Raw genomic sequence first — 424 nt, 5'->3', positions numbered from 1 at the left:
CTGAGATTGCCTTTATAACTTCTATTGTAGTTGTACCCTTACCTCTTAATTTAGCTTTTACATTACTTCTTCTAGTATCAAAATCCAACTTAGAATTTGTTTTTATTTTTAATAGATCTTCCCAATCATCAAGCCCCCAAGTTGCTGTATCTATAAAAAACTGATCTAATAAATCATTCTTTTCATCAAGTAATGTTAGAAGTTCATTTTCAAGTGCATCTTGAATTTGTATATCAATTTCATTGTTTGCGAAACTTGGTAAATGGTCAATTAACTTCAATTTAACTCACCTCGATGTTAAATGTAACATTTGAAACAGCAGGAACTTTTTCTTCATCAACTATTATGTTTTTAATATCTTCATTGATAAGTAGATTTTTTATATCATGCACTCCTTCTATGCTTGCTAATAAACTTATTATTT

At 28.1% G+C, this 424-nt stretch carries 1 protein-coding gene; it reads right to left on the bottom strand.

Annotated features, from left to right (window positions below; translation table 11 throughout):
• Nucleotides 1-280: putative phage tail protein (locus tag IC173_RS20465; protein ID WP_227856215.1), on the bottom strand; the 280-nt coding region annotated here is incomplete at its 3' end.
• Nucleotides 281-424 lie beyond the last annotated feature (144 nt).

The organism is Clostridioides sp. ES-S-0048-02, from assembly GCF_020658495.1.
GTDB lineage: Bacteria > Bacillota > Clostridia > Peptostreptococcales > Peptostreptococcaceae > Clostridioides.
Note: the sequence above shows the minus strand (reverse complement) of the source record. Positions and strands in the feature narration are given on the sequence as shown.